This is a genomic window from Dokdonia sp. MED134 (assembly GCF_000152925.2).
GTDB lineage: Bacteria > Bacteroidota > Bacteroidia > Flavobacteriales > Flavobacteriaceae > Dokdonia.
In genome coordinates this window covers 1,288,144-1,311,709 of the sequence record NZ_CP009301.1, presented here as the reverse complement: position 1 = coordinate 1,311,709, position 23,566 = coordinate 1,288,144, and the positions used below count along the sequence as shown (strand labels likewise).

The window sequence follows — 23,566 nt, the reverse complement described above, 5'->3', positions numbered from 1 at the left end:
TAATATATAGTCTACGTGCTATTTTTGGTGCAGATGTAAGTTATTGCTACCTGTTAATGTTAATATCATTTTTTGGCAGGCAGGTATTTTGTGACTACATTTGGATTCCCTCAAATATTAAAAATTATGAAAAAATTAATGTTTTTATTTGTTGCTACAATGCTAGCAGTAAGTGTACAAGCACAAGAAAAGAAGGCTGAAATCACTTTTGACTCAGACGTAGTAGACTATGGCGAGGTAGAATATGGTGGTGACGGTGTACGTAAGTTTACATTTACAAATACAGGAGATGACGTACTTATCGTAGCAAGAGTATATTCTACTTGCGGATGTACAATCCCAAAAAAACCAGAAAACCCTATCCAGCCAGGTGAAAAAGGTGAGATAGAAGTAAAGTATGACACAAAGCGCCCTGGGCCTATTAGAAAAACCATAACGGTATATTCTAATGCCTCTGAAGTGCCTTACAGTTTAAAGATTAAAGGTGTTGTAAAGCCAGAAGCTGGAGAATAACATCGCTTTATACAAAGTAATAACTAAAGACCGTTTTATAGCGGTCTTTTTTTATGCGCTTTCGCGAAAGCAAAATACCCACGTTCTAGTTTTAAAAACCACAATAATTTCCTCATTTTTGTATAAAAAAATACTTAATGCCAGCAATATCAAAGAAGGGGCTCGCAATGCCTCAATCGCCTATACGTAAACTCGTACCTTTTGCTGAAGGAGCAAAGGCTAGAGGAATAAAAATTCACCAACTTAACATCGGCCAGCCGGATATCAAGACGCCACAAGTAGCGCTAGATGCTGTAAAGAATAATGATCTTGAAGTTTTAGCATATAGTCACAGTGCAGGATTTCAGTCTTACAGAGATAAGCTGGCTAGCTATTATAGCAATCACGGAATAGATGTCTCGTCTGAAGATATTATCATTTCTACCGGAGGATCTGAAGCCTTATTATTTGCAATGGGATCTGTTACAGACCCAGGAGATGAGATCATCATACCAGAGCCTTTTTATGCAAACTACAATGGTTTTGCAACGGCGAGTGGTGTTAAGGTTGTACCTGTGATATCTACACTAGAAGAGGGATTTGCATTGCCTCCTATATCAGATTTTGAGAAGTTAATCTCAGATAAAACAAAGGCTATCGTTATCTGTAACCCTGGTAACCCTACTGGATATTTATACTCAGAAGATGAGATACGCCAGCTTGCAGAGCTTGTAAAGAAGCACGACCTATTCCTCATTGCAGATGAGGTATATCGTGAGTTTGCTTACGACGGTCATAAGCATCACTCAGTGATGAAGCAGCGTGATATAGATGCTCATACTATTATGATAGACTCTGTGTCAAAACGTTTCTCGATGTGTGGCGCTCGTATAGGATGTATCGTAAGTCGCAATAAAGAACTTATGAGCACAGCGATGAAGTTTGCACAAGCACGTTTAAGTCCTCCTACATTTGCACAAATCGCATCTGAGGCTGCACTAGACACGCCTCAATCATACTTTGACGACGTGATTGAAGAGTATGTATCTAGAAGAAATACACTTGTAGCAGGACTAGAGGCAATACCTGGAGTAAAAGTAGCAAAACCTAAAGGTGCCTTTTACTGTATTGCAGAACTACCTGTAAAAAATGCAGATGCTTTTGCACAGTGGTTACTAGAGTCTTTTGACCTTGATGGAAAAACCATTATGGTTGCACCAGCGGCAGGTTTTTATAGTAGTGATAATGTAGGTCTTAATCAAGTGAGAATTGCCTATGTGCTAGAAGAAAACCATCTTAAAGAAGCAGTTACTATTCTTAAAGCTGCTTTAGAACAATACCAAGATTAATGACAGTACAAGAAAACGTATCGCTTAAGGCATACAATACCTTTGGTATAGATGTAAACGCTCGCTTTTTTGCGAGCGTTTCTTCTGTACAGCAATTGCAAGAGTTGCTGGGAGATGCGAGATATCCTAATCCTTTTGTAATAGGCGGAGGGAGCAATATGTTACTCACACAAGATGTAAATAGACTTGTGATACATCTCGATATTAAAGGTATATCACTTATTGATGATTCGTTTTCAAAAAATGAAGTACTACTCAAAGTTGCTGGTGGCGAAAACTGGCACGAGTTTGTACTCTATTGTGTAGCGCATAACCTGGGAGGTGTAGAAAACCTATCGCTTATCCCTGGTAATGTGGGTACATCACCAGTGCAAAATATAGGTGCCTACGGTGTAGAGCTCAAAGATACTTTTTATGAGTGCGAGGCTGTGCATAGAGACACGCAAGAAGTGAGGGTGTTTACGCTAGAAGATTGTGCTTTTGGCTATCGTGATTCGGTATTTAAAAATGAGCTTAAAGATGCCTACGTCATTACCTCTGTCACCTTTAAACTCACAAAGAGTAATCATAATATAAATACTGACTACGGTGCTATTTTTGACACGCTTAAAGCGAAAGAAATCACAACGCCTACATTAAAAGACGTGTCAGATGCTGTAATAGCTATCAGGCAGTCTAAGCTTCCAGATCCTAAGAAAATAGGCAATAGCGGATCTTTCTTTAAGAATCCAGTGATCTCACAAGCGCAGTTTACTCAACTTAGAAAAGTGCATACAGAAATTCCTTTTTATCCCATAGGCAATGAGCAAATCAAGGTGCCTGCTGGGTGGCTTATCGAGCAAGCAGGCTTTAAGGGGAAACGTTTTGGCGATGCTGGTATACACGATAGGCAGGCTCTGGTACTCGTAAATCACGGCAATGCTACAGGTCAAGAAGTGTGGGCAGTTGCAATGAAAGTACAAGCGGCAGTAGAGGAGAAGTTTGGGATAAAGATTGTTCCAGAGGTGAATGTGATATAATTACGCTTTCGCGAAAGCGTAAAAAAAGCCCCACTCGCGTGAGGCCTCCAACTAAACTAAACTTTAGTTGCTAGGTGTTAGCACTGTATCTATCACGTGTATGATGCCATTTTTTCCATTGATATCGGTCTTAGTGAGAAGCGAAGTGTGACCCGTTGTATCTGTGATTACTATTTTATTATCCTTTAAGGTAGCCACGAGTTGCTGGCCATTTACTGTCTGTACTATAAAACTGCCATTTTCTACATTTATTTTATTTATTATTTCTGTCTCGGTTAGTGATCTGGCTATTACGTGATATGACAGAATAGATGCGAGCGTTGCTTTGTTTTCTGGGTTGAGAAGGGTTGCTAGTTGTTTAGGAGGTAGCTTATCAAACGCCTCATTAGTAGGGGCAAATATGGTGTATGGTCCATCTTCTTTAAGTGTTGATACGAGCCCTGCAGCTTTTATGGTGGTAACGAGTGTTGTGTGGTCTGATGAGGTTACGATAATGTCTACAATATCAGATTGTGCGTAGCTACTTATTGATAATGAGATGATTATAAAGAGCGTAATATTTTTTAAGAACTGCATAATAAAGTGGGACTTGTTGAGTTTATGATAGAATCTTTTTCTATGTTAGATGTACGTACTAACTTTGGCCATTGGATGAAAGTGTATTCCCAAAATTTCGTTAATTCATAAAAACTACATTATTTGAAGACATTTGTTGAAAAACATATTGTAGATCTTCTTAAAACTGGAGATGAGCGAGCCATAGGGTTGTTATATGACCATTATGCGCCTGCGCTCTATGGTGTAGCTATAAAAGTGACACACGATGAGGAGCTTGCACAAGATGTACTTCAAGAATCTTTTGTAAAAATCTGGAAAAACGCACATAAGTATGATGCAGATAAAGCGCGTCTATTTACGTGGCTTTTTAGGGTGGTCCAGAATACGGCTATAGACAAAGTGCGTAGCCGTAAAAGAAAAATGAATAAAGAAGTCCAAACAGACGATTCTAACGTATATCATTTACAGTCTACATCACTGGCTATAGAGCATATGGATTTGCAAGAGCATACAGATGGGCTAGAAGATAAGTATCGTGTGGTGATAGATGCGTTGTTTTTTCAGGGTATGACCCAGCAAGAAGCAAGTGATGAGTTAAACATCCCGCTGGGAACCGTAAAGTCAAGATTAAAAATAGGCTTGAGGGAACTGCGTAAATTATTTGGAGTTTTATTTTTGATGATAAGTGTGTTATGAGTGATAGAGTGTCACAATTTTTAGAAAGCGATTTGTTGGAGCGTTACCTTATGGGTACAACTTCACCTATGGAGTCTCAAGAGGTTGAGTACTTTGTGGCAAAGTTTCCTGAGGTAAAAACTACTTATAATGAGTTGCAAGAAAATTTAGAAAACTATGCAGCTTCTTATGCTGTAGACGTGCCTAAAGATGTACGTGCAAAGATTTTAAAACAAACTAAGGCAAAGCCTAAACGTGCGCTGCCACTTCTGGCTATTGCAGCTTGTACTATAGCAACTCTTTTTGGACTTGTCGCAATAATGATTTACAATCAAAATCAAGAACTTCTTGAAGACAGAAAGTTTACTTCAAACTTGCTAGAAAATCTTAATGATGACATTGTTTCAAACAGGCAAATGTTACAATCTGTAGAGGAGCAGTTTATGATACTTAATAACACTGCAACTCAAAAATATATTCTTAAGGGTAATAATAGAGCAAATAGACTAGAGGCTGTAGCTTATATTAATGAGCTAGAAAAAAGATCTTATGTACACGTAAATACACTACCAGAGCTTCCAGATGAGCAGGTATACCAGATGTGGGCCTCTGTAGATGGTAAACTTGTGCCGTTAGATATCTTAAAAGTCACAAAAGATAACCTTGTAGAAATACCTTATGAGGAGCGTATGGCAAGTATAAATGTCACTATAGAACCTAAAGGTGGTAGTAAAGAAGCAACCAAAGCAAATGAAGTTGCGGCCATAAAATTTGATCAAGAACAGCAAATACCTATCCCGTAAAAAACTTTTAGGTGCTACAAGGTTTCTGTATCTTTGTAGAAAATATTTGTAATGGAATTACTCTTGATAACATTAGTCCTTCTAGCACTATCGGTAGCAGGCATTGCGATAAAAATCTGGGCAAAAAAAGACGGCAAATTTGCAGGTACGTGTGCCAGCCAGAGTCCATTTCTTAACAAGAGTGGAGAGCCTTGTGGTATGTGTGGTAAAATGCCCGAAGAAATGGGTGATTGTTCTGGAGATAAGTAAGCCTTTCAGCTATTGGAACAATTTTATCCCGCACTATTTTATACTTTAATAGGAGTCACGTTTGTAAACGTGGCTTTTTATGTTTTCTACTGGTTGTTCGCTTTCGCGAAAGCGTCTCAAAAACCAAATAAATCATTACCACCAGTTTCTGTTATTATTTGCGCAAAAAACGAGTCGCAAAATTTACAAAAGAATGTCTCGTTCATTCTTGAACAAGACTATCCAGAATTTGAAATTATACTCATAAACGACGCCTCAAGTGACGATACAGAAGAGGTAATGGAGGCCTATGCTCTTGCGCATAAAAATGTACACCAAGTTAATGTGGTCAATAACGAAGCCTTCTGGGGTAATAAAAAATATGCGCTCACTCTAGGCATAAAACGCGCTGGTTATGCGCATATGATATTTACAGATGCAGACTGTGTGCCTGCCTCACCACTGTGGCTTAGACATATGGCAGGCTCTTTTGTAGCTAAAAAAGAGATTGTACTAGGGTACGGAGCATATCAAAAAATAAAGGGGTCATTTATAAATAAACTCATTCGTTTTGAAACTCTAATGACCGCCATACAGTACTTTACTTATGCAAAAGCTGGTAGACCTTATATGGGTGTAGGGCGCAATCTTGCGTATACTGCAGCTATATTTTATGAGCAAAAAGGGTTTATAAGCCATATGAAGATTAAAAGTGGAGATGACGATCTGTTTGTAAATCAAGCAAGCACTAGAAAGAATACAGCGCTACAATATCATCCAGAGTCTTTTACAATAAGTACACCTAAAACCTCTTTTGGTGCCTGGATTACTCAAAAGCGTAGACATATAACTACAGCTAGTCATTACAAGTTTCTAGAGAAATTTTTATTGAGTCTTTTTTACGTGAGCCAGTTGTTATTTTTTATGGTAGGTATAGCAGTACTTGCTACAATGTACAAGTGGGAGTTAGTTCTTGCAGTAATAGGAGTACGTTACTTTGTCGCCTGGCTTGCAATAGGTTTTAGTGCTAGTAAACTACGAGAGAAAGACGTGACTTATTTTTATCCTATATTTGAGATGGTACTTGTATGCGTGCAATTAAGTATCTTTATAAGCAACCTTATCTCAAAGCCCACTAAGTGGAAGTAACTCCAGAAAAAATTCAACTTGAAATTAAAAGAGCAAAAGCTGGGGAGCAAAGTGCTTTTAACTTCTTGCTCAACTCCTTCTGGAGTGAAGTGTATGGCTTCCAGCTCAAGCGTACAAGAAATGCCTATGATGCAGAGGATATTACCATACAGACATTTTCAAAGGCGTTTTCAAAAATTGATACTTTTAAGGAGGAATATAAATTTGCTACTTGGCTCATTGCTATTTCTAAAAATATTCAAATTGACATTCTTAGAAAGAAAGAGTCCTCTATACGCTCTAGAATTTCTGATAGTGACCAAGAACGGGTTTACAAAGTTGCAGACCTTAATCCCTCGCCAGAAGATGTACTCATTAAAGAGCAAAACCTAGCACAACTTTTAAGTTTTGTGAAGATGCTCAAGCCTCATTATCAGGAGATGATTAATTTACGTTATTTTCAAGAGATGAGTTATAAAGAAATGGCAGAGTATCTAGACGAACCTATGAGTAATGTAAAAGTGAAGCTACTACGTGCAAGGAGGTTACTGGCAGATATTATAAAAAAAACTGGGCATTGAAAGCTGTTCCTTTTAAAAAGCTGGGCCCCGGTTTACTCTTTGCTGGTGCGGCCATAGGTGTATCTCACCTTGTGCAAAGCACAAGGGCAGGTGCAGATTTTGGTTTTGGCCTACTATGGGCTCTTTTTCTAGTTAATATTATTAAATATCCTTTCTTTCAGATGGGGCCTCGTTATGCATCTGTTACTGGTAAAAGTTTGCTTGACGGATATTATAAGCTGGGTAAACCAGTGTTGTGGGTATATTTTTTTTTAACCCTAGGCACAATGTTTACCATACAGACGGCTGTAACGATTGTCACGGCTGGTATAGCGGTCCAGTTATTTGGTATTTCTAATGATATTGCGGTTTGGAGTGTAGCAATTACGCTATTATGTGCTGCTATTTTAACAATAGGGAAGTATAGAATCTTGGATAAACTAATGAAGGTTATCATCATTACACTAACTATAAGCACACTGTTTGCGGTTTTTTTCGCTTTTCGCGAAAGCGTAACACATCAAGGTACTGGTACCACGACAGATTTAATCCAACTACTTCCCACAGATGGTGCGGCAATTGCTTTTTTAATCGCCTTTATGGGGTGGATGCCGGCACCGCTGGACATCTCTATATGGCACTCGCTATGGACACTTGAAAAAAGAGATAAAGGTGAGGAAGCAGTGCGTAATTCTATTTTTGATTTTAATGTAGGGTATGCAGGTGCTGTGGTGCTGGGTGTTTGTTTTATGACGCTGGGAGCTCTTGTGATGTATGGTAGTGGAGAGACATTTTCATCAAAAGGAGGCATTTTTGCCGGCCAGCTTATTAATATGTACACGGCAAGTCTAGGTGACTGGGCAACGGTGCTTATAGGTGTAGCGGCCTTTACAACTATGTTTAGCACCACACTTACTACGCTAGATGCATCGCCTAGAGCGCTAGAAGCAACCACTAGATTGCTCGGTATTGGGTTTAAAAAGAAAGGGTATCTTTTCTGGCTTTTTGTACTCATATTGGGTACTTGCGTTATCTTATTTTTCTTAATTAGTGAGATGGGGGTCTTAGTAAAACTGGCTACAATTCTTTCTTTTCTCACGGCCCCGTTTTATGCAATTTGTAATTACCTTGCTTTTAGAGATAAAGAGATTCCGGAGGCGTATAGATTATCTCTAGGTATGCGGGTGTTGAGTATTGTGAGTATTATAGCCTTAGTAGGTTTTAGTATTTGGTACGTGATCACGCTGTTTTAGTCGCTGGCATAACTTGCCATTTTAACTATTGCTCAAGTGCGTGTATTTACTCGTTTAAAACTATCTTTGCCCCTTATGCAATTTGACTTACTTACTACAGATCCTGCTTCAAAAGCGAGAGCGGGAAAACTTACTACAGATCACGGTGTTATTGAGACACCTATTTTTATGCCTGTTGGTACCGTTGCTTCGGTAAAAGGGGTGCACCAGCGCGAGTTGAGAGAAGATATAAATCCAGACATTATTTTGGGTAATACGTATCACCTATACCTACGTCCCAAAATGGATATCTTACAACGCGCAGGGGGATTACATAAATTTATGAACTGGGATCGTCCTATCCTTACAGATAGTGGAGGGTATCAAGTATACTCGCTTTCTAATAGACGTAAAATTAAGGAAGAAGGAGTGCGTTTTAAGTCACACGTAGATGGGTCTATGCACCTTTTTACTCCAGAAAATGTGATGGAAATACAGCGACAGATAGGGGCAGATATTATGATGGCCTTTGATGAGTGTACACCATATCCTTGTGATTATAGGTATGCAAAACGCTCTATGCATATGACTCATAGATGGCTAGATCGTTGTATTAATCATTTTAATAAGATCCCTGCATTATATGGTCACGAGCAAGCACTATTCCCTATAGTACAGGGAAGTACGTATAAAGATTTAAGAGCACAGTCTGCAGAGTATATTGCAAATGCTGGTGCTTTTGGAAATGCCATAGGTGGTCTTTCTGTAGGAGAGCCGGCAGAGGAGATGTATGGTATGACAGAAGTAGTAACAGCTATCTTACCAGAAGAAAAACCAAGATATCTTATGGGTGTAGGTACACCTATAAATATTTTAGAGAATATTGCGTTAGGTGTAGATATGTTTGACTGTGTGATGCCTACCCGTAATGCACGTAACGGTATGTTATTTACCGCTCACGGTAGTATTAATATTAAAAATCTCAAATGGGAAGACGATTTTTCTCCTATAGATGAGATGGGTATTACTTGGGTAGATACAGAGTATAGTAAGGCTTACTTACGTCACTTGTTTAAGTGTCACGAGTTATTAGGTATGCAAATTGCTACTATACATAATCTAGGGTTTTATATGTGGCTCGTGCGTGAGGCAAGAAAGCATATTTTAGCTGGAGATTTCTCAACTTGGAAAGAGAAAATGGTTAAACAAATGGATAATCGTTTATAATTGAAAATATTAGATTGGTATATCGTAAAGCGCTACATCGGGACATTTGTCACGATGCTTGTACTATTTATACCTATAGGGATTATTGTAAACCTTGCCGAAAAGATTGATAAAATTCTGGCAAATGAGGTGCCCTTTGGAGAAGTAGCCTTGTACTACCTTAATTTTACAATCTATTTTGCAAATCTGTTATTTCCTTTATTCTTATTTCTCTCGGTGATATGGTTTACCTCTAAGCTGGCAAACAATACTGAGGTGATAGCCTTTTTAAGTAGTGGGGTGTCTTTTACACGCTTTTTGCGTCCTTATCTTATAGGTGCCACAGTAGTGTGTGCAGGAGCTTTTGTAATGGGAACCTACCTAGCACCGCGAGCAAATAAGGGCTACAATGAGTTTATCTTTGAGTATCTCAAAAAGAAAAAAAACGATAGAGATACTAGAGACGTCTATAGACAGATAGATGCTGGTGATTATATCTACGCGAGTAGCTTTAACCCGCGCACAAAACGTGGTCGTAATTTTACTTGGGAGCATTTTGAAGGTAATAAAATGACCTATAAGATGAGTGCAACTCAAATAAGGTTTAATGAAGAGGATACTACCTATACACTTTACGGTTTTAAAAAACGCATTATAGGAGAAGATGGTGATGTGCTTATAAAACAAGCAAAAATAGACACTACCTTTGCGTTTGACATAGATGATCTAACCCCTGTAGAGTATATAGCAGAAACACTTAACACACCAGAGCTTAGAGAATTTATAGCAAAGGAGAAGGCAAGAGGGTCTTCATACATAAGCCGTTATGAGGTAACGTTACAAAAACGTTACAGTCTACCTGTAGCCGCATACATACTTACAATTATAGCAGTAGCCGTAAGTGCAATGAAGCGTCGTGGAGGTATGGGTATCAACCTCGCTTTTGGTATTGTGTTAGCCTTTGTATTTATATTTTTTGATAAAGTTTTCGGAACACTAGCAGAGCAGTCAGACTTTCCGCCGCTGGTAGCAGTCTGGACGCCTAATATTCTATTTGCAATACTTGCAGCATACCTCCTCCAAAATGCAAAACGATAGACTCAAAGCCTATTTACATTTTCATCTCATAGTTTTTATCTGGGGCTTTACAGCCGTACTTGGCGCGCTTATCACTATAGATGCAGTGCCACTTGTATGGTTTAGAATGGGGCTCGCCAGTTTATTTATATTTATCTATATAAAAGTGCGCGGTATCTCTCTTGCGCTTTCGCGAAAAGCGTTACTGGGTTTCGCTATTGCAGGTCTGGTCATTGCCATACACTGGCTTACCTTTTTTGGAGCAATAAAGGCGTCTAATGTTTCTATAACACTGGCTATGATGAGTACTGGGGCCTTCTTTACAGCCTTGCTTGAACCTATTTTTTATAAACGAAAATTAATCTGGTATGAGCTTCTTTTTGGAGGAATTGTAATAGCTGCTTTATATATGATTTTTGAGGTAGAGACGGCATATCGTACAGGGATATTACTAGCCTTACTGTCTGCTTTTTTATCTGCTGTATTTACCTTGATAAATGGGAAGTTTATTGCAAATCATAATCCTACTAAGATCTCATTTTATGAGTTGCTTATAGGTACAGCTTGCATCACTTTATATTTTGTCATAGCACAGCCAGCTACTTTTTTTTCTATGTCGTTTTTTAATCTCCCTACGATGGACTGGGTCTACATAGGCATACTAGCCTCTGTATGTACGGCTTATGCCTTTATAGCTGCCGTAGCTGTGATGAAGCATTTGAGTCCATACACTATAATGCTTACTATAAACCTAGAGCCTGTTTATGGTATCTTACTAGCATTTATAGTACTAGGAGATGCAGAGCAAATGAGTAGTGAGTTTTACTATGGAGCCATAGTTATACTTGCCGTGGTAATCGCAAATGGTATCTTAAAAAACACTAAAAAATTCAAGGCTGTTAAAGAGGCTTGAGTCTCTTAAGAAAACCATTATATTTGTAGACTAATCCTAACCGAATATATAGTGCTGTATAGCACCATAAAACCCTGAAGATGGAATATTTAGATTTCGAATTACCCATTAAAGAGCTTGAAGAACAACTGGAAAAATGTGCCTTAATAGGGCAAGAAAGTGATGTTGATGTAACCCAGACTTGCAAGCAAATAGAGAAAAAACTAGCTGCTACCAAAAAAGATATTTATAAAAATCTTACAGCCTGGCAACGTGTCCAGCTGTCTAGACACCCTAACCGTCCTTATACATTAGATTACATAAACGCCATCTGTGGAGACACTTTTTTAGAGCTACACGGAGATCGCAATGTAAAAGATGATAAGGCGATGATAGGTGGCCTAGGTAAAATAGACGACCAGTCGTTTATGTTTATAGGGCAGCAAAAAGGTTATAATACAAAAACACGCCAGTACCGTAACTTTGGTATGGCAAACCCAGAAGGATACCGCAAGGCATTACGCCTTATGAAAAGCGCCGAAAAATTTGGCGTACCTGTAGTATCTATTATAGACACACCAGGAGCATACCCAGGTCTTGAAGCCGAAGAGCGTGGTCAAGGAGAAGCAATTGCTCGTAACATCTTAGAGATGACACGCCTTAAAGTGCCTATCATTGTAGTGATTATAGGTGAAGGAGCAAGTGGTGGAGCCTTAGGTATAGGTGTAGGAGATAAAGTATTAATGCTAGAAAACACTTGGTACTCTGTAATATCTCCAGAGTCTTGTTCTTCTATATTATGGAGAAGCTGGGAGTTTAAAGAGCAAGCTGCAGAGGCGCTTAAGCTTACTGCAAAAGATATGAAAAAGCAAAAAATCATAGACGAGATTGTAAAAGAACCACTAGGTGGTGCACACGCAAATCGTCCTGAGACTTTCCTTACAGTAAAAGATTCAATTCTGAAAGCGTTTGATGAATTTAAGAACTTATCACCAACAGAATTAGTAGATCAGCGTATGGAAAAGTATTCTCAAATGGGAGTCTTCAAGGGCTAACAAGACCTTTTTCACTTGATGCCATAATCCGCACTTTGTAAGTGCGGATTTTTTTACCCTTATTAACAATATTTTCAAGTTATTAACAGTTGCATTGTTAATGACCTGTGAGTACTACGCTTTCGCGAAAGCGTAACTCGCATAACTATTTTTTTACATTCGTAGCTATGGAACAAACCAAGCCAAAACCAGCATATAATACTTCTAAGGGGCAGGTAATTAGCCTTGAAAAAGGTAAAATACCGCCACAAGCACTTGATCTTGAGGTAGTTGTGCTAGGTGCGCTTATGATTGATAAGAAGGGTGTAGATGAGGTGATAGACATCTTATCACCAGAGGTTTTTTATAAAGAACAGCATAAACACATCTTTGAGGCAATACGCGTGCTCTTTGAAGAAGGGCAGCCTGTAGACTTATTAACCGTATCTGAGCAGCTCAAGAAAATGGCAAAGCTAGAAGCGGCTGGAGGTGATTATTACCTTATACAACTTACTCAAAAAGTAGCCTCTTCTGCACACATTGAGTACCACGCACGTATCATCTTACAGAAGTTTATACAGCGATCACTTATTAAAATCTCAAACGAGATTATAGAAGAAGCATATGATGAGACCACAGATGTTTTTGACCTACTAGACACTGCTGAAACCAAGTTATACGAGGTAACACAGGGTAATGTAAAGCGTAGCTCAGAAAGTGCGCAGAGTCTCGTAATACAAGCCAAAAAGAAGATTGAAGAAATTGCAAACCAAGAGGGGCTCTCGGGTATACCTACTGGTTTTCATAAGGTAGATGAGCTTACCTCAGGATGGCAACCATCAGATTTAATTATTGTGGCGGCTCGTCCAGGTATGGGTAAAACGGCTATGACCCTTACAATGGCTCGTAATATGGCGGTAGACCAGAATGTGCCTGTAGCCTTCTTCTCTCTGGAGATGTCTTCTGTACAGCTCATCACACGTTTGATCTCGTCTGAGACGGGATTGTCTTCTGAGAAGTTACGTACTGGTAAACTAGAAAAACACGAGTGGGAACAGCTTAACGTAAAGGTAAAGAGCCTTGAGAAAGCACCACTATTTATAGATGATACTCCGTCGCTTTCTATTTTTGACTTACGAGCAAAGGCGAGACGTCTAGCATCACAGTTTGGTATTAAAATAATTATGATTGATTACCTCCAGCTTATGACGGGAGGATCTGCAAATAAAGGAGGCGGTAACCGTGAGCAGGAGATCTCTATGATTTCTCGTAACCTTAAGGCACTTGCAAAAGAACTTAGTGTGCCTGTAATCGCACTATCGCAGCTATCGCGTGCGGTAGAGACGCGTGGTGGTAGTAAACGACCACTACTGTCTGACCTGCGTGAATCTGGAGCGATCGAGCAGGATGCAGATATAGTATCGTTTATTTACCGTCCAGAATATTATAAGATAGAGGAGTGGGATGATGAGGAGCGCAGCCCGACTGAAGGTCAAGGAGAGTTTATCGTGGCTAAACACCGTAACGGGGGGCTAGATAACATCCGTCTTAAGTTTATAGGTCACTTAGGTAAATTTGATAACCTAGACGACTTTACAACACCGTATGAGTTTGCAAGTAGTATGAACGCCGCTGCAAATGATGATACCTTTAATCCTAATGCATTACCTAGTGCAGATGACGCCTTTGGCGGTCCAGCACCTGGACTACCTAGTGAAGAGGAAGATGATGGGGTTCCATTTTAGAACATAATGTAATTACAGAAAAAGCCTCAATAGTATCGCTATTGAGGCTTTTTTTATCACCCGGCATCAATTCTGACCTTAAATAATGATTTCTATAACTTATGATTGCGATAGCCTTTGTCATAACAAATCTGTAGTTAATGTTAACACAGTTACACTAGCTGGTGCCGTATTCTAATAGAATAATAACATATCACTTGGTTTGATAAAGCTACTTTAACTTTAGAATAACTCAGACTTTAAGAAAGAGCTTTAATTATGTATCATAAAATCAAACACTTAATTTTATGAGTAATCCATCTAAAAAAAGAAGACTTTTTCTAAAAAATACATTGTTAGCAACTGGGGGTATAATGCTGATCCCTAACTTTATAAGCTGCTCTGATGATGATGATCTTAGTCCAAATAACGCAACCATACCAGACGGCCTTACAACAGCAAATTTTGATCTTGGCGTAGCGAGTTTTGACCCTACTAGTAATCAAGTCATTATCTGGACACATTACACTACAGATGGAAGTCAAGCAACGATTACTTATGAATTAAGTACAGATGCAGATTTTAATACTATCGTAAGAAGTGGGGAGGTAATTACAGATAGCAGCCGTGACTTTACCGTAAGTATCGAAGTGCAAGATCTTGAGGCTGATCAAAAGCTATACTATCGCTTTGCAAACCTAGAAGATCAAACTGTTTCTATAATAGGAGAGACCATTACTTTACCATCAAGCGGTCTTGATGCAGTATCTATGGGAGTGGTTTCTTGTGCAAACTATGCTGCTGGGCTTTTTAATGTATATGATGCCCTAGGAAATTCTGATGTGGATATCATAGTCCACTTAGGAGATTATATTTACGAGTACGGAGAGAATCAATATGGAACAAATGAAAATACGGTTGCACTAGGTAGAGTTCCTGAGCCTAATTATGAAATCGTAAGTCTTGATGATTATCGCCAGAGATATCGTCAATATCGTAGTGATTCTGGGTTAAAGCTAGCACATCAAAAGAAACCGTTTATTGCCGTATGGGATGATCACGAGATTACAAATGATACTTATCAAGATGGTGCCCAAAATCATCAAGATGATGAAGGTGATTTTGAAACTCGCAAGCAGGCAGCACTCCAAGCATATAGTGAGTATTTACCAGCAATGACTAATGATGTAAATATCATTTATAGAAGTTTTAAAATAGGAGATCTTGCAGATTTAATTATGCTTGATACTCGATTAGTAGGTCGTGATAAGCAACTAGATTTTAATAACTACTTTGGGAGTACTGGTAGTTTTGATTTTGCTGCATTTGGAGAAGATCTATTAGATCCTAGCCGTAGTATGCTAGGCGCACAACAAAAGAGCTGGTTCCAGAGCACACTAGCAAGCAGTTCTTCAAAGTATCAAGTAATAGGGCAGCAGGTACTTATGGGTAAGATGTTCATACCGGCAGAGCTTATCGTTACGATTGGAACCATTTTAGGAGAAATAGGAGCAACAGGATCGGTGTCTGCCGCAACGACGGCTTTCTTTCAAGCCCAACTTACCGAGCTGGTAGAGCTTAAACTACGTGTACAAGCAAATGACCCAACGCTTACCACTCAAGAAATTGCACGTATATCAAATACAATTCCTTATAATCTTGATGCTTGGGATGGATACTTAGTAGAAAGAGAAGAGTTAATGAATGGTTTTGTAGGGAAAGATGTGGTTGTTCTTGCGGGAGATACACATAATGCGTGGTATAACGATCTTACACTTCAAGATGGAACTGCCGTAGGTAAGGAGCTAGCGACAGCTTCTGTAAGTTCACCTGGTTTTGAAGGTATTTTAGGAGGTGATGCAGCCACCATAACAGGGTTCCAGCAGGCGATGACGATTCTTATAGATGGACTTAATTACTTCAATGCAAGTGAGCGTGGTTATCTTAAGGTAACTTTAAGTGGTTCTGGGGTACAGTCAGATTGGATTTTTATAGATACGCTTGTTTCTTCAAACTATACAGCGCACACAGGTTACTCTGAGAGTTTCTAGTAACACTAGAATAAAAAAATGATTAGAACCCTTATTGTAATATAAGGGTTTTTTTGTGCACGATTTTTGTAATTTCAACGTTAGAAAAATAGTTATGAGAAAAAAATATATTCTAATAGTGTTGATGGTGTTGAATTTCGCTTTCGCGAAAGCGTCATATATCCTCATACCTATGGATGTAGAGACACAAAAGGAACACCTCAAAGCCTATGGTATTACCTACTGGTCACTTGATAAAAGCCAGAAGGTAAAATGGTTACTCAACTATCGTGGTGGGTCATTTTTATTACCAGATACAGAGGAGGTGCGCCGTGAGTGCACCATACGTGGGGTCTCTTATGAGGTGCTCTCAGATAGTCAGACCGAAAAGATTCTTACAGAGATTGCGAGTCCATCGCAAAATATGGAGGCTGTCGTATTAGAAAAAGCACCAAAAATTGCCGTTTACACACCAGATAGTAAAGTGCCGTGGGATGATGCCGTGACGATGGTACTTACCTATGCAGAGATTCCTTATACGACTATATATGATAAAGAGGTGCTAAGCGACCAACTTATATTATATGACTGGTTACACTTGCATCACGAGGATTTTACAGGCCAGTTTGGAAAATTTTATGGAGCCTACAGAGCAGCACCTTGGTACATAGAAGAAAAGAAAGCCGCCGAAGCACTTGCTGCCGAGCTAGGGTATAGCAAAGTGTCTGAAGAGAAGCGAGATGTTGCTTTAAAAATACGTGACTACGTAGTGGGCGGTGGTTTTATGTTTGCAATGTGTAGCGCGACAGATAGTTTTGATATTGCACTAGCTGCAGAGGGTGTAGATATTTGTGAGCCTATGTTTGACGGAGATCCTAGTGACCCTAGTTATAGCTCAAAGATTGATTTTAAAAAGACCTTTGCTTTTAAGAATTTCACGCTGGAGCGATCGCCTACTATGTATGAGTTCTCATCTATAGATATGACTCGTAAACGCAAGATTCCTTTTAGTACAGATTATTTTACGCTCAAAGATTATAGCGCAAAGTGGGACCCTATCCCTACAATGTTATGCCAGAACCATACGGCACTAGTAAAAGGATTTATGGGGCAAACCACGAGTTATGACTCAGAGGTTATAAAATCTAATGTGCTCGTGATGGGCGAAAATCTTACTAATGGTGAGGCGCGTTACATACACGGTATAAAAGGTAAGGGCTTCTTTACATTTTATGGAGGGCACGACCCAGAAGATTACCGTCACCGCGTGGGAGACCCAAAAACAGAGCTTGAGCTTCATCCTAATTCACCTGGGTATCGTCTTATACTTAATAATGTATTGTTTCCTGCGGCTCGTAAGAAAAAACAAAAAACCTGATTACGTTGTTACGCCTAGTCTACATACTTTGTGCAGTTGCACTTATGGCCACTGCAGATGCTCCAGAGCGATTTGCGTGGAGTGAGACACGCGCCTTGCAGTGGTCAGATTTTAAAGGATCACCGGGTACGCTAGATGGCTGGGCAGCTAGTTCTAGTACGGGTATGAGTCAGGGGTATGCCTCAAATGGTCAAGGCTTTTTAGATAAAAATAGCATTACTGTAACCGCACATTTTTATCCAGAATACTCGTGGGTGCGACATAAAGAAAAAACAAAACACCTCCTCGCACACGAGCAAACACATTTTGATATTACAGAGGTCTATGCTCGTAAACTCCAGGCACGCATTGCTGCCTATAACTTTACAGAAAATGGCCTAGAAGAAATTAAAGCCATTTACCAAGAAGTAGAACAAGAGCGCATTGCTACCCAAAAGTTATTTGATAAAGAGTCTAACCACTCTATAGATCATATGAAAGAACTACAATGGGAGCTTAGAGTAGCCAGATGGCTCGATGGCAACTTTGAAGAATAAGGTAATACGTATTCAAGTTACTGCATAAAAAAACTGGATTCTCATTTTTGAGAATCCAGTTTTCTGTTTCTTAGCCTAAAGCCTAAAGCCTAAAGCCTAAAGCCTAAAGCCTAAAGCCTGTTTTTAGTTGTAAAACGGTACTTCTACACGCGCATTACCCCACGCCATATGTAAGTGAGCACCTTTATCTTCTGGAGTAAACTCCATACCAAAATACTCTATAGACTCATCTTCCATTGTAACTGGTACAGTGATACGTGCTACGTCATTTTCTGGTTTGTAAAAGTAAGATCCCCATACATTAAGGTCTGAGCTTAAGATTACCGTCCACTCATTACCATTAGGCATTGCATACATTGTGTACGTTCCAGCTTTTACCGGTGTCGTACCTAGTTTCATATCCTTATATAATGTCACCTCTACAGCTTCATTTGCTCCTAGTCTCCATACTTTTCCTTCTGGAGCAAGTTTAGAAAGTTCACGTCCTTTAAGTTGCGGTCTACTGTAAGTTACTTTAATATCTTTATTTGCTTCTTTATAACTTGTAGGGAAAGCCGCTTGGTCCATAGGACTCTTGTCTACTTTAAAATCTTGAGCATTAAGTGATGGTGCTGCAACAAAGGCAAGAGCAACCATCGCAGTCATAAGTACATTTTTCATAGTTAATTAATTTTGAGTTAATGAGGCTTATAAGGCCTTGGGTTATAGTGTAAAGTTAAGATGTAGGTCGGCAATATTTATTAAAACTTTCAAAATGTTTTTAAAGTACGCTTTCGCGAAAGCGTATACCTATACATTTACACACTTACTCTGTATATAGTTACAATTTGTAATCATAATAGCTATTTATGTTTTATTAATGAAAGTGTAAGTGCATCTTTGACTTATCAATAACAAATAAAACAAGTATTATGTGTGGAATTGTATGCGCCTTTGATCTAAAGGAGAAAGCCGAAGATTTACGCCCCCAATTATTAGAAATGTCTAAAAAAATTCGTCATAGAGGACCGGATTGGAATGGAGTTTTTAATAATGAGAATGCGATAATGACTCACGAGCGTCTCTCTATAGTAGATCCCGCTTCTGGAAAGCAGCCTTTGTTTTCAAAAGATAAAAGCCTTGTGCTTGCGGCAAATGGGGAGATATACAATCACAAAGAGCTGCGTGAGCAACTTACGGGTGACTATGAGTTTCAAACAGCATCAGACTGTGAGATTATACTCGCACTTTATAAAGAGCACGGTCACGATTTTTGTGATATGCTCAACGGTATTTTTGGGTTTGCACTCTATGATGTAGAAAAAGATGAGTACTTCGTAGCTCGTGATCATATGGGTATCATCCCTTTATATATGGGATGGGATCAACACGGTACTTTTTATGTAGCCTCAGAACTTAAAGCACTAGAAGGGGTTTGTTCAAAAATAGAATTATTTCCTCCGGGACACTATTATTCTAGCACAACGGGAGAGCTTACTCGCTGGTACACCCGTGACTGGATGGAGTATGATAATGTAAAAGATAACGAGTCTAGTATAGAAGAGTTACACGATGCACTTGCGGCCTCTGTAAAACGCCAGCTTATGAGTGATGTACCTTATGGGGTATTACTCTCTGGAGGGCTTGACTCCTCTATTACTAGTGCTGTGGCAAAGCTATACTCTGAGAAGCGTATAGAGTCTGGAGATAAAACCGGAGCGTGGTGGCCACAGTTACACTCTTTTAGTATAGGGCTCAAGGGGTCCCCCGACCTTGCGGCTGCTCAAGTAGTGGCAGACCATATAGGCACTGTACATCACCCTATAGAGTTTACGATACAGGAAGGACTAGATGCCATAAAAGATGTGATCTATCACCTTGAGACCTATGATATCACTACGATAAGAGCCAGTACGCCTATGTATCTTATGGCTAGGGTGATCAAGTCTATGGGAGTAAAAATGGTACTCTCTGGTGAGGGGGCAGATGAGATTTTTGGAGGGTATTTATATTTCCACAAAGCACCTACGGCAAAAGATTTTCACGAGGAGACCGTACGTAAGCTAGACAAGTTGCATATGTATGACTGCCTGCGCGCAAACAAGTCACTTGCTGCCTGGGGTATAGAAGGACGCGTACCCTTTTTAGACAAAGAATTTATGGATGTGGCAATGCGCCTCAACCCAGTAGATAAAATGATCACCAAAGAACGCCGCAGTATGGAAAAGTGGATCTTACGTAAGGCGTTTGAAAAATACCTTCCAGAAAGTGTAGCCTGGAGACAGAAAGAACAATTTTCTGACGGTGTAGGCTACTCGTGGATAGACACACTTAAGGATGTGGTAGACCAAGCGGTAAGTGCCACCCAAATGGAAAACGCACACCACCGCTTCCCAACGCATACACCGCAAAACAAAGAAGAGTTTTACTACCGCAGTATTTTTGAAGAGTACTTCCCAAGTGATGCTGCAGCGCTTTGTGTACCGTCTGTGCCTAGTGTCGCGTGTAGTACGCCTATCGCACTAGAGTGGGATGAGGCATTTAAAAATATGAACGACCCATCGGGTAGGGCAGTAGCTTTTGTGCACGATGATGCCTATTAAGATTTTTGTTTTATTAGTTTAATTGTAAAGAACCCACTTGTAATGAGTGGGTTTTTTTTACGCTTTCGCGAAAGCGGACTCATACCCATAAAATAAAAAAGCCTTAGTAGGGGACTAAGGCTTTATAATCATTAAGAGGGGGAGCGGTATTTATACGGTCTCGGCTTTCCAAGCAAATTTTTGGAAAGGATCATCTACTGGCGTATTTGCGATGTGGTTTGTGTAGTTACTTATCACCTTTTGAGAAAGACCCAAAATGATATCTAGTACTTGTCTCTCACCATATCCTGCAGCATAAAATGTATCAAGATCTTCTTGAGTTACGTTACCACGGTTACGAGTTACTGTAAGTGTGAAGTCACGTAGTGCCTCAAGCTTCTCAGACGGTAAGGTAGTCTTGTTGCGTAGGGCATCTGTGATGGCAGCGTCTACCTTCATCATATGTGCAATCCCTGTGTGTGCTGGTACACAGTAGTGACACTCGTGCTCTACATTAATAGTTTGCCATACCACGGTAAGCTCATCATTATCAAAAGAAGACTCACCAAATAATTTGTGAAGTGTCTGGTATGCTTCTAGTAGTTGAGGTGACTCAGCGAGTACGCCGTGTAGGCCTGGTACCATTCCAAAGGCTTTAAGAGATCCCTCAAGTAAAGGCTTACTTTCTTGTGGTGCAGAGTCAATGTCGTGAATTTTTAAAGTAGTCATAATTTTTTCTTTTTCTAGTTATTGTTAATTATATCTAAACAATCGTTTAGTTTTAGGTTAAAAAAAACCGTTACTGGTTTTTAAATATGTTTTCTATATAATGTGATAATTGCTCTTGTGTAAACATCCTTGTGGCAGATGAGAGTCCAAACATTGCGATAAGCAAGTAATCTGCCTGGGCTGCAATTTCTTGCGGCGTCTTAGTGCCATCTTGTGCAATGATGCTTGCAAATATGGTTTTAATCTCACCGGTAAAACTCGCTAGTGCATCCTTAATACCTTGGTCTGCATCTGGGCCTATCTCGTTTGCCGTATTTGTCACTAGGCATCCTTTACCGTACTCGGTCTCTCTGGTAAAAGCTATAAAGTTGTAAAAGTATTCTTTTATACCTGCTACGCCTTTTTGTGTTGCCTTGAGCTCCTTTACAAGCGTGTACAGCTTCTTTTTATAACAAGCAATGCTCTCTAAAAAAACACCGTTCTTACTGCCAAAGCTTGAGTAAATAGAAAATTTATTAATCCCCATTTCCTTTTCAAGCATTTGCATAGAGGTACCCTCATAGCCGTTACGCCAAAAAAGGTTCATCGCTTTCTCGATTACCAGGTCTTCTCTATATGCTTTTTTTCTTGCCATACGTGTAATACGATACAAAACTAACCACTTGGTTAGTTATCGCCAAATTTTTAACGTTTATTTAGTGTATGGTGGCTAGAAGAGGTGTGCTAGTTTGTTAAGATCACTAGCATTATCTAGTTTGTAAAAATGGGGTGCTTGCCACTTTTGTGTGGCAAGGGCTTGCTTGCTCGTAGGTATATCCCAGGGAGGATAGACTCTAAAACCGCGCTTGCCTTCTTTGTGAGCTGTGCTTACTATCGCCTTGTCTCGCAAGCGGTCTTTTGTAAAAACAAATACGCCCGCCTCGGTCTCGTTGCTTGTATAGATGATGTAATAATCAAAGAGGTCATCTATATGAAAAGGTGCAATAGTTGCTATGCCCTCTCTTTTCCAAAAAGTCACAAACTGCCCTACTTTTTTTGGCGTCTGTTTGGCTTTTCTGTAGATGATGGTTTTTTGACCGACTATAAAGCTACAGCCCTCATATGCTTTGCTCTCTGCATCTTCTGTATACTTAGACAGCTCCAAATGATGTGGAGCAAAAAACACGTCTATAAGTATGCAGAGCGATGGATGCATTTATGAGTTAGTTAGTTTGTAGCTGTTTTTATGGTCTGGGTAAACGTAGCAGGTGGCACCACTACATCTACTTTTCTTTACGGCTCGATGCCTTCTATTTTCTCAATGGTTTCTTTAAAGAGCCCGAGCAAAAACTGTAGCTTTTGTGCATCTCCAGAGGCGCTGAAGGTTTTATCTTCAATCTTTACACTATACCAGTCGTTCTTATTTTTCTCGTTAAGTATTTGTGGGATAGCCAGTGTAGCCAGTGAGGTGTTGGACACATCTATCTCTACTTCCCAGCCGGGGTTATCTGTGGTGTTTATTTGTATGGCTTCGCCTTGCTCCCAGGTGCCGTCACAGTTGTTTAAAAACCACTGTTGTATCCAGTCTAGTATGGTATCATTCATAAGGTGTGTTTTTATAAGGTATTTGCAATGTGTTTGAGTAAAAAGGTCTCGCGCTCTATACTCATCCCTTTTTTTGAGCTCGTTGCTATGGTATGCTCATTATGAGCAATGGCCTCTTGTATGGGGATCCCTACGGCTTTCATCCCGTTGCTCGTCTCATAACGCTCTAGGCTTGCAGTGCCCAGTTCTTTATGTACCTCACAGGTGTAGCAATAAGAGATCATATGCTGTATATCGTGCGTGGGTTTATACCACGGTCTGTACTCCTCATAGGTGCCGTAGGGAGTAATGTTTGTAATACCCGTCGCACCCGTCTCCTCACGCAGCTCTCGCATCATACCCGTGATGATATCTTCACCCTCATCAAGACCACCACCAGGCAGGCTGTAATCTTCATAACGAGCGGTATACATAAGCAGTATGTAATCACCCTGCATCGCGATGCTCCTTGTGGTAAGCCGCTTGATGATAGACTTGCCCTCTAGGCTTGTGATATCTGGGTGATAATGTGTCTTTAAGTGTTGCATTGCGGTAACGTAAGTAGCACGCAAAAATACCTACTTAATTTGCTTTATGGCGGTATATAGGTCGTAAAGTATGAAGTAGTATGATTACGCTTTCGCGAAAATAAAAAACCACCCGTTCCTATTTTGAGATGGGTGGTTTTTTAGGTTGTTGAGCTTATTTTTCACCCAATTTTCTTGTAGGCACCGACTTAATGTCGAGTATTTGCTAGTCTTGGCAAGATAGACTCTTTTGCAATTTTGGGCT

Annotated in this window: 25 protein-coding genes; 18 read left to right on the top strand and 7 right to left on the bottom strand. The window is 39.7% G+C overall.

Going from position 1 to position 23,566, the window contains the following annotated elements; genetic code table 11:
- The first annotated feature begins 126 nt into the window (after nt 1–126).
- The 3 genes from MED134_RS05825 (at nt 127) to murB (ending at nt 2,860) form a co-directional block, all read left to right on the top strand.
- Nucleotides 127–513 carry a DUF1573 domain-containing protein gene (locus MED134_RS05825; RefSeq protein WP_038597274.1) on the top strand — a complete coding sequence of 129 codons (387 nt, stop codon included), beginning with the start codon at nt 127–129 and terminating at the stop codon, nt 511–513.
- 137 nt (nt 514–650) lie between these two features.
- Nucleotides 651–1,841, top strand: coding sequence for a pyridoxal phosphate-dependent aminotransferase (locus MED134_RS05820; protein ID WP_038597271.1), 1,191 nt, complete (start codon nt 651–653; stop codon nt 1,839–1,841).
- Entirely contained in the window at nt 1,841–2,860 is a 1,020-nt protein-coding gene (murB, locus tag MED134_RS05815; protein WP_021778299.1) for a UDP-N-acetylmuramate dehydrogenase, read from the top strand. The genes MED134_RS05820 and murB overlap by 1 nt, the downstream gene beginning before the upstream one ends.
- 63 nt (nt 2,861–2,923) lie before the next feature.
- On the opposite strand, the gene MED134_RS05810 is transcribed toward murB, so the two are convergent.
- Nucleotides 2,924–3,436, bottom strand: coding sequence for a fasciclin domain-containing protein (locus tag MED134_RS05810; protein WP_021778300.1), 513 nt, complete (start codon nt 3,434–3,436; stop codon nt 2,924–2,926).
- Nucleotides 3,437–3,559: 123 nt separating this feature from the next.
- Between MED134_RS05810 and MED134_RS05805 the strand changes: the two genes are divergently transcribed.
- From MED134_RS05805 to MED134_RS05740, 14 genes are all read left to right on the top strand, one after another.
- Nucleotides 3,560–4,114 carry an RNA polymerase sigma factor gene (locus MED134_RS05805; RefSeq protein WP_021778301.1) on the top strand — a complete coding sequence of 185 codons (555 nt, stop codon included), beginning with the start codon at nt 3,560–3,562 and terminating at the stop codon, nt 4,112–4,114.
- Nucleotides 4,111–4,896, top strand: a complete 786-nt coding sequence (locus tag MED134_RS05800; protein ID WP_021778302.1) for an anti-sigma factor domain-containing protein — start codon at nt 4,111–4,113, stop codon at nt 4,894–4,896. Before MED134_RS05805 ends, MED134_RS05800 begins: the two co-directional genes overlap by 4 nt.
- A 51-nt stretch (nt 4,897–4,947) precedes the next feature.
- Nucleotides 4,948–5,145: a hypothetical protein gene (locus MED134_RS05795; RefSeq protein WP_021778303.1), complete on the top strand. Its 198-nt coding sequence runs from the start codon at nt 4,948–4,950 to the stop codon at nt 5,143–5,145.
- Between the two features lie 12 nt (nt 5,146–5,157).
- Nucleotides 5,158–6,273, top strand: a complete 1,116-nt coding sequence (locus MED134_RS05790) for a glycosyltransferase (RefSeq protein WP_021778304.1) — start codon at nt 5,158–5,160, stop codon at nt 6,271–6,273.
- Nucleotides 6,264–6,833: an RNA polymerase sigma factor gene (locus MED134_RS05785; RefSeq protein ID WP_021778305.1), complete on the top strand. Its 570-nt coding sequence runs from the start codon at nt 6,264–6,266 to the stop codon at nt 6,831–6,833. Before MED134_RS05790 ends, MED134_RS05785 begins: the two co-directional genes overlap by 10 nt.
- Complete coding sequence (locus MED134_RS05780; RefSeq protein WP_021778306.1) at nt 6,830–8,065, top strand: Nramp family divalent metal transporter; 1,236 nt, start codon at nt 6,830–6,832, stop codon at nt 8,063–8,065. Before MED134_RS05785 ends, MED134_RS05780 begins: the two co-directional genes overlap by 4 nt.
- Nucleotides 8,066–8,140: 75 nt before the next feature.
- A complete protein-coding gene (gene tgt / locus MED134_RS05775; protein WP_021778307.1) occupies nt 8,141–9,271 on the top strand; it encodes a tRNA guanosine(34) transglycosylase Tgt in 1,131 nt (376 codons plus the stop codon).
- Nucleotides 9,272–10,348: an LptF/LptG family permease gene (locus MED134_RS05770; RefSeq protein ID WP_021778308.1), complete on the top strand. Its 1,077-nt coding sequence runs from the start codon at nt 9,272–9,274 to the stop codon at nt 10,346–10,348.
- Complete coding sequence (locus MED134_RS05765) at nt 10,335–11,240, top strand: DMT family transporter (RefSeq protein WP_021778309.1); 906 nt, start codon at nt 10,335–10,337, stop codon at nt 11,238–11,240. Before MED134_RS05770 ends, MED134_RS05765 begins: the two co-directional genes overlap by 14 nt.
- An 80-nt stretch (nt 11,241–11,320) precedes the next feature.
- Nucleotides 11,321–12,274: an acetyl-CoA carboxylase carboxyltransferase subunit alpha gene (locus MED134_RS05760; protein ID WP_021778310.1), complete on the top strand. Its 954-nt coding sequence runs from the start codon at nt 11,321–11,323 to the stop codon at nt 12,272–12,274.
- Nucleotides 12,275–12,441: 167 nt separating this feature from the next.
- Nucleotides 12,442–13,998, top strand: a complete 1,557-nt coding sequence (gene dnaB / locus MED134_RS05755; protein WP_021778311.1) for a replicative DNA helicase — start codon at nt 12,442–12,444, stop codon at nt 13,996–13,998.
- A 287-nt stretch (nt 13,999–14,285) separates the two neighbouring features.
- On the top strand, nt 14,286–16,028 hold the full coding sequence (locus MED134_RS05750) for an alkaline phosphatase D family protein (RefSeq protein WP_038597265.1): 1,743 nt from the start codon (nt 14,286–14,288) through the stop codon (nt 16,026–16,028).
- A 94-nt stretch (nt 16,029–16,122) separates the two neighbouring features.
- The gene (locus MED134_RS15255) at nt 16,123–17,385 is read left to right on the top strand and encodes a hypothetical protein (protein ID WP_021778313.1); all 1,263 of its coding nucleotides are present in this window, start codon (nt 16,123–16,125) and stop codon (nt 17,383–17,385) included.
- A 5-nt stretch (nt 17,386–17,390) separates the two neighbouring features.
- On the top strand, nt 17,391–17,921 hold the full coding sequence (locus MED134_RS05740) for a hypothetical protein (RefSeq protein ID WP_038597259.1): 531 nt from the start codon (nt 17,391–17,393) through the stop codon (nt 17,919–17,921).
- Between the two features lie 123 nt (nt 17,922–18,044).
- On the opposite strand, the gene MED134_RS05735 is transcribed toward MED134_RS05740, so the two are convergent.
- Complete coding sequence (locus tag MED134_RS05735) at nt 18,045–18,581, bottom strand: DUF2911 domain-containing protein (protein ID WP_021778315.1); 537 nt, start codon at nt 18,579–18,581, stop codon at nt 18,045–18,047.
- 251 nt (nt 18,582–18,832) lie between these two features.
- Between MED134_RS05735 and asnB the strand changes: the two genes are divergently transcribed.
- On the top strand, nt 18,833–20,503 hold the full coding sequence (asnB, locus tag MED134_RS05730) for an asparagine synthase B (RefSeq protein ID WP_021778316.1): 1,671 nt from the start codon (nt 18,833–18,835) through the stop codon (nt 20,501–20,503).
- Between the two features lie 150 nt (nt 20,504–20,653).
- Here asnB and MED134_RS05725 read toward each other — a convergent pair whose 3' ends face one another.
- The 5 genes from MED134_RS05725 to MED134_RS05705 form a co-directional block, all read right to left on the bottom strand.
- Nucleotides 20,654–21,211 carry a carboxymuconolactone decarboxylase family protein gene (locus MED134_RS05725; protein WP_021778317.1) on the bottom strand — a complete coding sequence of 186 codons (558 nt, stop codon included), beginning with the start codon at nt 21,209–21,211 and terminating at the stop codon, nt 20,654–20,656.
- Nucleotides 21,212–21,281: 70 nt separating this feature from the next.
- Nucleotides 21,282–21,845: a TetR/AcrR family transcriptional regulator gene (locus MED134_RS05720; RefSeq protein WP_021778318.1), complete on the bottom strand. Its 564-nt coding sequence runs from the start codon at nt 21,843–21,845 to the stop codon at nt 21,282–21,284.
- Between the two features lie 75 nt (nt 21,846–21,920).
- A complete protein-coding gene (locus MED134_RS05715) occupies nt 21,921–22,406 on the bottom strand; it encodes a MepB family protein (RefSeq protein WP_021778319.1) in 486 nt (161 codons plus the stop codon).
- Nucleotides 22,407–22,483: 77 nt separating this feature from the next.
- On the bottom strand, nt 22,484–22,795 hold the full coding sequence (locus MED134_RS05710; RefSeq protein ID WP_021778320.1) for an immunity 53 family protein: 312 nt from the start codon (nt 22,793–22,795) through the stop codon (nt 22,484–22,486).
- 11 nt (nt 22,796–22,806) lie between these two features.
- Nucleotides 22,807–23,322, bottom strand: coding sequence for an NUDIX hydrolase (locus MED134_RS05705; protein ID WP_038600962.1), 516 nt, complete (start codon nt 23,320–23,322; stop codon nt 22,807–22,809).
- Nucleotides 23,323–23,566: the final 244 nt, after the last annotated feature.

Bases quoted from the DNA above. Each gene is read 5' to 3' on its own strand.
- MED134_RS05825 (WP_038597274.1), top strand. From the start codon at position 127: ATGAAAAAATTAATGTTTTTATTTGTTGCTACAATGCTAGCAGTAAGT.
- asnB (WP_021778316.1), top strand. From the start codon at position 18,833: ATGTGTGGAATTGTATGCGCCTTTGATCTAAAGGAGAAAGCCGAAGAT.
- MED134_RS05760 (WP_021778310.1), top strand. From the start codon at position 11,321: ATGGAATATTTAGATTTCGAATTACCCATTAAAGAGCTTGAAGAACAA.
- MED134_RS05715 (WP_021778319.1), bottom strand. From the start codon at position 22,406: ATGCATCCATCGCTCTGCATACTTATAGACGTGTTTTTTGCTCCACAT.
- MED134_RS05725 (WP_021778317.1), bottom strand. From the start codon at position 21,211: ATGACTACTTTAAAAATTCACGACATTGACTCTGCACCACAAGAAAGT.
- MED134_RS05810 (WP_021778300.1), bottom strand. From the start codon at position 3,436: ATGCAGTTCTTAAAAAATATTACGCTCTTTATAATCATCTCATTATCA.
- MED134_RS05795 (WP_021778303.1), top strand. From the start codon at position 4,948: ATGGAATTACTCTTGATAACATTAGTCCTTCTAGCACTATCGGTAGCA.
- MED134_RS15255 (WP_021778313.1), top strand. From the start codon at position 16,123: ATGAGAAAAAAATATATTCTAATAGTGTTGATGGTGTTGAATTTCGCT.
- MED134_RS05820 (WP_038597271.1), top strand. From the start codon at position 651: ATGCCAGCAATATCAAAGAAGGGGCTCGCAATGCCTCAATCGCCTATA.
- tgt (WP_021778307.1), top strand. From the start codon at position 8,141: ATGCAATTTGACTTACTTACTACAGATCCTGCTTCAAAAGCGAGAGCG.
- MED134_RS05750 (WP_038597265.1), top strand. From the start codon at position 14,286: ATGAGTAATCCATCTAAAAAAAGAAGACTTTTTCTAAAAAATACATTG.
- MED134_RS05720 (WP_021778318.1), bottom strand. From the start codon at position 21,845: ATGGCAAGAAAAAAAGCATATAGAGAAGACCTGGTAATCGAGAAAGCG.
- MED134_RS05800 (WP_021778302.1), top strand. From the start codon at position 4,111: ATGAGTGATAGAGTGTCACAATTTTTAGAAAGCGATTTGTTGGAGCGT.
- MED134_RS05735 (WP_021778315.1), bottom strand. From the start codon at position 18,581: ATGAAAAATGTACTTATGACTGCGATGGTTGCTCTTGCCTTTGTTGCA.
- murB (WP_021778299.1), top strand. From the start codon at position 1,841: ATGACAGTACAAGAAAACGTATCGCTTAAGGCATACAATACCTTTGGT.
- MED134_RS05765 (WP_021778309.1), top strand. From the start codon at position 10,335: ATGCAAAACGATAGACTCAAAGCCTATTTACATTTTCATCTCATAGTT.
- MED134_RS05710 (WP_021778320.1), bottom strand. From the start codon at position 22,795: ATGAATGATACCATACTAGACTGGATACAACAGTGGTTTTTAAACAAC.
- MED134_RS05705 (WP_038600962.1), bottom strand. From the start codon at position 23,322: ATGCAACACTTAAAGACACATTATCACCCAGATATCACAAGCCTAGAG.
- dnaB (WP_021778311.1), top strand. From the start codon at position 12,442: ATGGAACAAACCAAGCCAAAACCAGCATATAATACTTCTAAGGGGCAG.